The organism is Caulobacter sp. HMWF025, assembly GCF_003060965.1.
Classification (GTDB): Bacteria; Pseudomonadota; Alphaproteobacteria; order Caulobacterales; family Caulobacteraceae; genus Caulobacter.
This window is the reverse complement of the sequence record NZ_QAII01000103.1, coordinates 54578-61355: the sequence shown is the minus strand read 5'-3', so window position 1 is coordinate 61355 and position 6778 is coordinate 54578. Positions and strand designations below refer to the sequence as shown.

8 protein-coding genes are annotated in these 6778 nt (G+C 69.3%); 5 read left to right on the top strand and 3 right to left on the bottom strand.

All coding sequences use genetic code 11. The features are described from left to right. The first annotated feature begins 514 nt into the window (after positions 1-514). On the top strand, positions 515-865 hold the full coding sequence (locus tag DBR10_RS11335; protein WP_108489926.1) for a hypothetical protein: 351 nt from the start codon (positions 515-517) through the stop codon (positions 863-865). A gap of 5 nt (positions 866-870) precedes the next feature. Here DBR10_RS11335 and mutM read toward each other — a convergent pair whose 3' ends face one another. Continuing rightward, a complete protein-coding gene (gene mutM / locus DBR10_RS11330) occupies positions 871-1734 on the bottom strand; it encodes a bifunctional DNA-formamidopyrimidine glycosylase/DNA-(apurinic or apyrimidinic site) lyase (protein WP_108489925.1) in 864 nt (287 codons plus the stop codon). An 82-nt stretch (positions 1735-1816) separates the two neighbouring features. Between mutM and DBR10_RS11325 the strand changes: the two genes are divergently transcribed. After that, a complete protein-coding gene (locus tag DBR10_RS11325; protein ID WP_108506212.1) occupies positions 1817-2575 on the top strand; it encodes a class I SAM-dependent methyltransferase in 759 nt (252 codons plus the stop codon). Positions 2576-2578: 3 nt separating this feature from the next. Further along, on the top strand, positions 2579-4093 hold the full coding sequence (gene ubiB / locus DBR10_RS11320; protein WP_108506211.1) for a 2-polyprenylphenol 6-hydroxylase: 1515 nt from the start codon (positions 2579-2581) through the stop codon (positions 4091-4093). Positions 4094-4123: 30 nt separating this feature from the next. Here the strand turns inward: ubiB and DBR10_RS11315 are convergent, their stop codons facing one another. Then, positions 4124-4681 (bottom strand): hypothetical protein, encoded by a 558-nt coding sequence (locus DBR10_RS11315; RefSeq protein ID WP_108506210.1) that lies wholly within the window; start codon positions 4679-4681, stop codon positions 4124-4126. A 139-nt stretch (positions 4682-4820) separates the two neighbouring features. Between DBR10_RS11315 and coaBC the strand changes: the two genes are divergently transcribed. Together coaBC and dut are read left to right on the top strand one after the other, a co-directional pair. Beyond that, on the top strand, positions 4821-6017 hold the full coding sequence (coaBC, locus tag DBR10_RS11310; protein ID WP_108506228.1) for a bifunctional phosphopantothenoylcysteine decarboxylase/phosphopantothenate--cysteine ligase CoaBC: 1197 nt from the start codon (positions 4821-4823) through the stop codon (positions 6015-6017). 74 nt (positions 6018-6091) lie between these two features. Then, on the top strand, positions 6092-6559 hold the full coding sequence (dut, locus tag DBR10_RS11305) for a dUTP diphosphatase (RefSeq protein WP_108506209.1): 468 nt from the start codon (positions 6092-6094) through the stop codon (positions 6557-6559). Here dut and DBR10_RS20015 read toward each other — a convergent pair. Next, on the bottom strand, positions 6556-6687 hold the full coding sequence (locus DBR10_RS20015) for a hypothetical protein (RefSeq protein ID WP_233243382.1): 132 nt from the start codon (positions 6685-6687) through the stop codon (positions 6556-6558). The two genes, dut and DBR10_RS20015, sit on opposite strands and share 4 nt — an antisense overlap. Positions 6688-6778: the final 91 nt, after the last annotated feature.

Below are 6778 nucleotides of genomic sequence, written 5' to 3'. Positions count from 1 at the left end.
GTTTCGACGATCAGGGTTTCGTAGGCCACGCGCGCGCTCCTTGAGGATGTGGCGCTTTTATAGAGGCCCGCGCGGGGAAGGGGAGGGGGCTGGGTGGATTGCTGCCGCCCACCTTTGTCATCCCGGAAGCCTCGCAGAGGCTATCCGGGACCCAGGGGCCGTCGCAGCGCCTTTGCCTCTGGGTCCCGGCGCTCCCGCCCTCGCGGGCGTCCGGCCGGGATGACAAGGGTTTGTACGCGTGGGGGCAAGCCCCGCCCCCTTCGCGCCGAAGGGGGCCACCCTTAAATCTCACGGCGAGACGATCGCCGGCGTGGACAGGTCTCTCAAGGACGACGCTCCGCGTCGCCGCGACGCGGCCGCCGAAGGCGGTCCTTGACAGACCTTTCCACTCCGGCACGCTGCAGCCTCCAAGAGATTTAAGGGCGAGCGCGACGCGGGGCGTCGGCTTGTGGGGCCTTGGGCGAACTGGTTCTGAAGCCGTTGCGGACTTCCCGAACCCATGGGATCAGGACTGATGCACGTCGTTATCGCCTTTACGCCGGACTACGGGGCAACTGACGACCTCGAACTTGGCGATGCCTTCTGGCTCGTCGACTCACCGGCCAATCGGGCTGCCGCTGAAGTGCAACGCCGCGAACGCGGTACAGACCCGAACAGTGCGATTTTCAGATCAACAGGCGCTCCGGTCACACCCGACGATGTGCTGGCGATGTTGGGCAATGTCGATCTGCATCACCCTGACTGGACGTCAATTACGGTGGTTGGAGTGCCACCAACGAGCGACCTCTTGGGCCATCTTCATAGCCAAAGGCTGGCTACGGAGGCCAAGGCTCCCGGGTTTGTGCTCCGTCGCAACATCGACTAGCCCCTCTAAACCTGACACACCGGACAAAAGAACGTCGACCGCCCCGCCTGGACCTCGCGGGCGATCACCCCCTTGCAGCCCCGGGTCGGACAAGGCTCGCCCTCGCGGTCGTAGACCCGGAAGCGGTGCTGGAAATAGCCCAGGGCCCCGTCGGCGGCGGCGAAGTCCTTCAGGGTCGAGCCGCCCACCGCGACGGCTTCGGCCAGGACCTCCTTGATGATCGTGGTCAGGGGCCCCAGCCGCTTGCCGGCGATCATCCCGGACGGCTTGAACGGCGAGATGCCGGCCCGGTGCAGGGCCTCGCAGACATAGATATTGCCCAGGCCCGCTACGGTGCGCTGGTCCAGCAGCAGGGTTTTGGGGCCCTGCTTGCGGCCGGCGAAGGCCTTGACCAGGGTCTGGGGCGTGAAGGCCTCGCCGAGGGGCTCGGGGCCCATGGTGGCAAACCACGGGTGCTGTTCGACCTGGTCGGTGGCGATCAGGTCCATGAAGCCAAAGCGCCGGGGGTCATGATAGGTGACCAACGCCCCGTCCTCGGTCTCAAACACGACGTGGGCGTGCTTGTCGTCGGGCTTGACCTCGCGGGCGAAGTCGCCGGGCCTGATCGAACCCACCGGCGACGCAATCTCAAAACGCCCGGTCATGCCCAGATGCATCACCAGGGTGTCGCCGCGATCCAGCGGGGCCAGCAGGTACTTGGCCCGGCGCTCCAGCCGCAGGATGGTGGCGCCGGTCAGGCGCTGGACGAAGCCGTCGGGCAGGGGAAAGCGCAGGTCGGGCCGGTTGGCGCGCACGCGGCTGAGGCGCGCGCCGCTGAGGGTGGGCTCCAGGCCGCGCCGGACGGTCTCGACTTCGGGCAATTCGGGCAACGGACGACCTCAAGAGGATGACGCGACGCAGTCAGCGGTCTAATAGCGGACGACCCTATATAGAGCCTCGCCGAAAGACGTCATGAGCAAGCCCGCAGCCACATTCGGTTTCAAGGACGTCGATCCGTCGGTGAAGGCCGGCCTGGTGCGGGGCGTGTTCGACCGCGTGGCCAAGAACTACGACCTGATGAACGACCTGATGAGCGGCGGCGTCCACCGTCTGTGGAAGGACGCGGTGGCCGCGCGCCTCAACCCGCAGCCGGGCGAGGTGATCATCGACTGCGCCGGCGGCACGGGCGACATGGCCCGGCGGTTTGCGAAAATGGCCCGCAAGGCCCAGGAGCGTCGCGGCGGTCCGGACGCCCGGGTCAATATCATCGACTACAATGCCGAGATGATCGCCGCCGGCATCGAGAAGGGCGGCGAGCCGGAGATCACCTGGACCGTCGGTGACGCCCAGCGCCTGCCGCTGCCCGACGCCTATGCCGACGCCTATGTGATCTCGTTCGGCATCCGCAATGTCACCGACATCGATGCCGCCCTGCGCGAGGCCCGCCGGGTGCTGAAACCCGGTGGCCGCTTCATCTGCCTGGAGTTTTCGCGGCCGGTGACCGAGGCGCTGGCGAAAGCCTATGACGCCTACAGCTTCAGCGTCATCCCGCAGGTCGGCGAATGGGTGGCCAAGGATCGCGAGGCCTATCAGTACCTGGTCGAGAGCATCCGCCGCTTCCCCGACCAGAAGACCTTCGCCGGGATGATGGAGAAGGCCGGCTTCAGCCGGGTGACCATCACCAACTTCACCGGCGGCGTGGCGGCCATGCACCAGGGCTGGGCGATCTAGCCCATGAGCCGCCTCTCCGCGTTCCGGCGCCTGATCGGCGCGGGCTGGGTGCTGGTCCGGGCCGATGCGCTGATCCCGCGTGAACTGGACCCTGTCCTGCCGGCATCGATCCGGCTGGTGGCGCGGCTCCTGCGCCTGCTGGCCGGACCTCGCGCCCGGCTGGGCCGGCCGGGCCAGCGTCTGGCCGGCGCCCTCGAGGGCCTCGGCCCTGCGGCGATCAAGATGGGCCAGTTCCTGTCGACCCGGGCCGACATCTTCGGCACGCCGTTCGCCGAGGATCTGTCGCGCCTGAAGGACCGGCTGCCGCCGTTCCCGCTCGCAGAGGCCCGGGCCGAGATCGAGCGCAATCTGGGCCGGCCGGTCGAGACCCTGTTTTCCGAGCTGGGCGAGCCCGTCGCCGCCGCCTCCCTGGCCCAGGCCCATCCGGCCCGGCTGCTGGACGGCACCCGCGTCGCGGTCAAGGTGCTGCGCCCCGGGATCGAGCAGCAGGTGGCTCAGGACAGCGCCGTCCTGCGCCTGGCCGCTGCCCTGGCCGACCGGCTGGTGCCCGAAGCCCGCCGGCTGAAGCCGCGCGACCTCGTCGAGGTGGTGATCCGCTCCCTCGATCTGGAAATGGACCTGCGCTTCGAGGCCGCCGGCTGCGCCGAACTGGGCGAGGCCATGGCGCTGGACCCCTATATGTCGGCCCCGGCGGTGATCTGGGACGGGGTGGGCAAGCGGGTTCTGACCCTGGCCTGGGCCGAGGGCGAGCCGCTGTCTAACTCCGACGCGCTGGAGTTGCCGGGTCTGGACCGCAAGGCCCTGGCCGAGAACATCACCCGCGGCTTCCTGGCCCAGGCCCTCGACCACGGCCTGTTCCACGCCGACCTGCACGAGGGCAACCTGTTCGTCGCCGCCCCGGCCCGGGTGGTTGCCGTGGACTACGGCATCATCGGCCGCCTGGGTCCGGGCGAGCGCAAGTACCTGGCCGAGATCCTCTACGGCTTCCTCAATCGTGACTATCCGCGCGTCGCGAAGATCCACTTCGACGCCGGCTATGTGCCGGCCCACCAGGACGTCGACGCCTTCGCCCAGGCCCTGCGGGCGGTGGGGGAGCCGGTCTTCGGCCGCGACGCCCGCGACATCTCGATGGGCAGGCTGCTGGCCCAGCTGTTCGAGATCACCGCCCTGTTCGAGATGGCCCTGCGGCCGGAACTGGTGCTGCTGCAGAAGACCATGGTCACGGTCGAAGGCGTGGCCCGCCGCATCGACCCGGCCCACGACATCTGGGCCGCCGCCGATCCGGTCGTGCGCCGCTGGATCACCCGCGAACTGTCGCCCGCCGCCAAGGTGCGCGACTTCGCCGACGAGGCCCTGAAAGCCCTGCGGGCCATGGTCCGTCTGGCCGAAGCGCCCCTGGCCGAGGCCGCCCCGCCGCCTGTGCCGACGTCGCGGGCCCTGTGGTGGTTCGTGGCCGGGGCCCTGCTGTCAGCCCTGACCTTCACCGCCGGAGCCCTGGTGTTCCGCGGCGGCCTCTGACCACGCTCTCCACGCCTCAGGTGTCTGAAGTCAGGCTCCGCTGGTCGCCGCCTCACGCTCGCGGGCGGCCGTCGTCCGCCGGGCCTCGCGGGCCTTCTGCACGTCCCAATAGGCCAGGCCGTCATCGGGCTTGAACAGGGCCCGGGGCGCGCCGGCCTTCGAGACCACGGCAAAAACATTGGCTGCCGGGTCATAGATCAGGGTGTCGCCATTGGCGCGCTGCAGGGTTTCGGCCCCCTTCGGCGGGTTGTTGACGAAGCGATGGGCGGTGGCGACATAAGCGTCGAGACTGGCGGCCCCGAAGGCCTCGCCATTGCGTTCAAAGGCCCGCTGGGCGTTCTCCTCCGCCGTGCGCGTGCGGTTGGCGGCCCAGAAGGGCTTGCCCGCCACCAGCCGCACCGGGGCCTCGCGGGGGTCGTCGCGGCGGCTCTCCGACACAGGAGCCGGTGAGGCGGCCTCAACGGTGGCCGTCCGCCCGTCGGCCTTCGGCGCGCGAACCGCCGAAGCGCCCCCGTCACAGGCGGCCAGGGCGGTCGCCGTCAGAAGGACAAATGACGCCGTCGTGGCGTGAAACGTTTTCAACCCCATGATCATCTCGCCTCAATCGATCAACCTTTGCGATTAATGAACGAAAACGGAACATGAGTCGAGTCCCCGCCTGCAGGTTCGCTTTGGCGGATCGCTGCGGATGGGTCATAAGGGCTTCAGGCAAGGGGAGGCCACCCAGGTGAGCGACAAGCGGGTTCTTCTGATCGTCGGCGGCGGGATCGCGGCCTACAAGGCGCTGGAACTGACGCGCCTGCTGCGCAAGGCCGGGGTCGCCGTCCGGCCGGTCCTGACCCGGGCCGGGGCCGAGTTCGTCACCCCGCTGTCGCTGGGCGGCCTGGCCGGCGACAAGGTCTATCAGGACCTTTTCGACCTGACCGACGAGGCCGAGATGGGTCACATCCAGCTGTCACGGTCAGCCGACCTCGTGGCGGTGGTGCCGGCGACCGCCGACCTGATCGCCAAGGCGGCCAACGGCCTGGCCGGCGACCTGGCCTCGACGATCCTGCTGGCCACCGACAAACCCGTGCTGATGGCCCCGGCCATGAACGTGCGGATGTGGCAGCATCCCGCCGTGCAGCGCAATGTCGCGCAGCTGAAGGCAGACGGTCTGCAGATGGTCGGTCCCGATGAGGGGTCCATGGCCTGCGGCGAGTTCGGGCCGGGCCGGCTGGCCGAGCCCGAGGTCATCTTTGCCGCGATCATGACCGCCCTGGCCGGCCCTGCCGCACGCCCCCTGGCCGGCAAGCGGGCCCTGGTCACCGCCGGGCCGACCTTTGAGCCCATCGATCCCGTCCGGGGCATCACCAACCGCTCCAGCGGCCGTCAGGGCTTCGCCATCGCCGAGGCGCTGGCCGGGCTCGGGGCCGAGGTCACCCTGGTGGCCGGGCCGGTGTTCCTGCCGACGCCGCCGGGCGTGACCCGCATCGACGTCGAGACGGCCCGCCAGATGCTGGCCGCCAGCCAGGCGGCCCTGCCGGCCGATGTCGGCGTGTTTGTCGCCGCCGTCGCCGACTGGCGCGTCGATGAAGCCTTCGGAACCAAGCTGAAGAAGGAAAAGGGCGGCCCGCCGGCCCTGACCTTCGTCGAGAACCCCGACATCCTGGCGGCGGTCTCGGCGACCGGCCCGGCCCGGCCCCGGCTCGTGGTCGGCTTTGCGGCTGAAACCAATGATGTCGAGGCCCATGCGCGGGCCAAGCTGTCCCGCAAGGGCTGTGACTGGATCATTGCCAATGATGTCACCGAACCCGGCGTGATGGGCGGCGATGAAAATTCGGTCCTGCTGGTGACCCGTCAGGGCACCGAACGCTGGGACCGCGCACCGAAGGACGAGGTCGCCCGGGCCATCGCCCTGCGGATCGCCGAGGCCCTGGCCTGAGTCTGGCTGCCGCTTCCGCCGAGCCTTCGAACAGGTTAAACGGCCCGCCAGTCGCTCGACCAGGACCCTGATCCATGACCTCCGCCGCCGAAGCCCGCGTGATCCTGTTCAAGCGCTGGGAGGGTAATGCCGACCTGCCGGTTCCCGGCTATGCCACGGCCGGCGCGGCCGGCTTTGACCTGCGGGCCCATGTTCCGGAGGATCAGCCGATGGTGCTGGCCCCGGGCGGGCGCGGCATGGTTCCAACCGGCTTTTCCGTCGCCATTCCGGACGGCTACGAGATGCAGGTCCGGCCGCGCTCGGGTCTGGCGGCCAAGAACGGGGTCACCGTCACCAATGCGCCCGGGACCGTGGACAGCGATTATCGCGGCCAGGTCTGCGTGCTGCTGGTCAATCTGGGCGATGAGGACTTCACGATCCGCCGGGGCGACCGCATCGCCCAGGGCGTCATCGCGGCTGCCCCGCAATGGACCCTCGTCGAGACCGATGACCTGTCGTCGACGGCCCGGGGCACGGGCGGCTTCGGCTCGACCGGGGTTTAGTCCAGAGCCGTGTGCAGGCCGAGCAGCAGGTAGCCGCCGAAGCCCAGGGCGAAGGCCACGGCAGCCAGCCACAGGACGGGCCGGAACATGGCGAGCGGGGACTGGCCGAGCGGGTGCTGGTGGGACATGAGCAGGGTCTCCAGGCCGGCGTGACAGGCGCGATGGACGCTCGCGTTCAGGGATATTCACCATCCCAGAGTTTGGCGGATGATGGGCGGT

Excerpts from the sequence above, each read along its gene's own strand:
- DBR10_RS11335 (WP_108489926.1), top strand. The coding sequence starts at position 515 with ATGCACGTCGTTATCGCCTTTACGCCGGACTACGGGGCAACTGACGAC.
- DBR10_RS11325 (WP_108506212.1), top strand. The coding sequence starts at position 1,817 with ATGAGCAAGCCCGCAGCCACATTCGGTTTCAAGGACGTCGATCCGTCG.
- ubiB (WP_108506211.1), top strand. The coding sequence starts at position 2,579 with ATGAGCCGCCTCTCCGCGTTCCGGCGCCTGATCGGCGCGGGCTGGGTG.
- DBR10_RS11315 (WP_108506210.1), bottom strand. The coding sequence starts at position 4,681 with ATGGGGTTGAAAACGTTTCACGCCACGACGGCGTCATTTGTCCTTCTG.
- dut (WP_108506209.1), top strand. The coding sequence starts at position 6,092 with ATGACCTCCGCCGCCGAAGCCCGCGTGATCCTGTTCAAGCGCTGGGAG.
- DBR10_RS20015 (WP_233243382.1), bottom strand. The coding sequence starts at position 6,687 with ATGTCCCACCAGCACCCGCTCGGCCAGTCCCCGCTCGCCATGTTCCGG.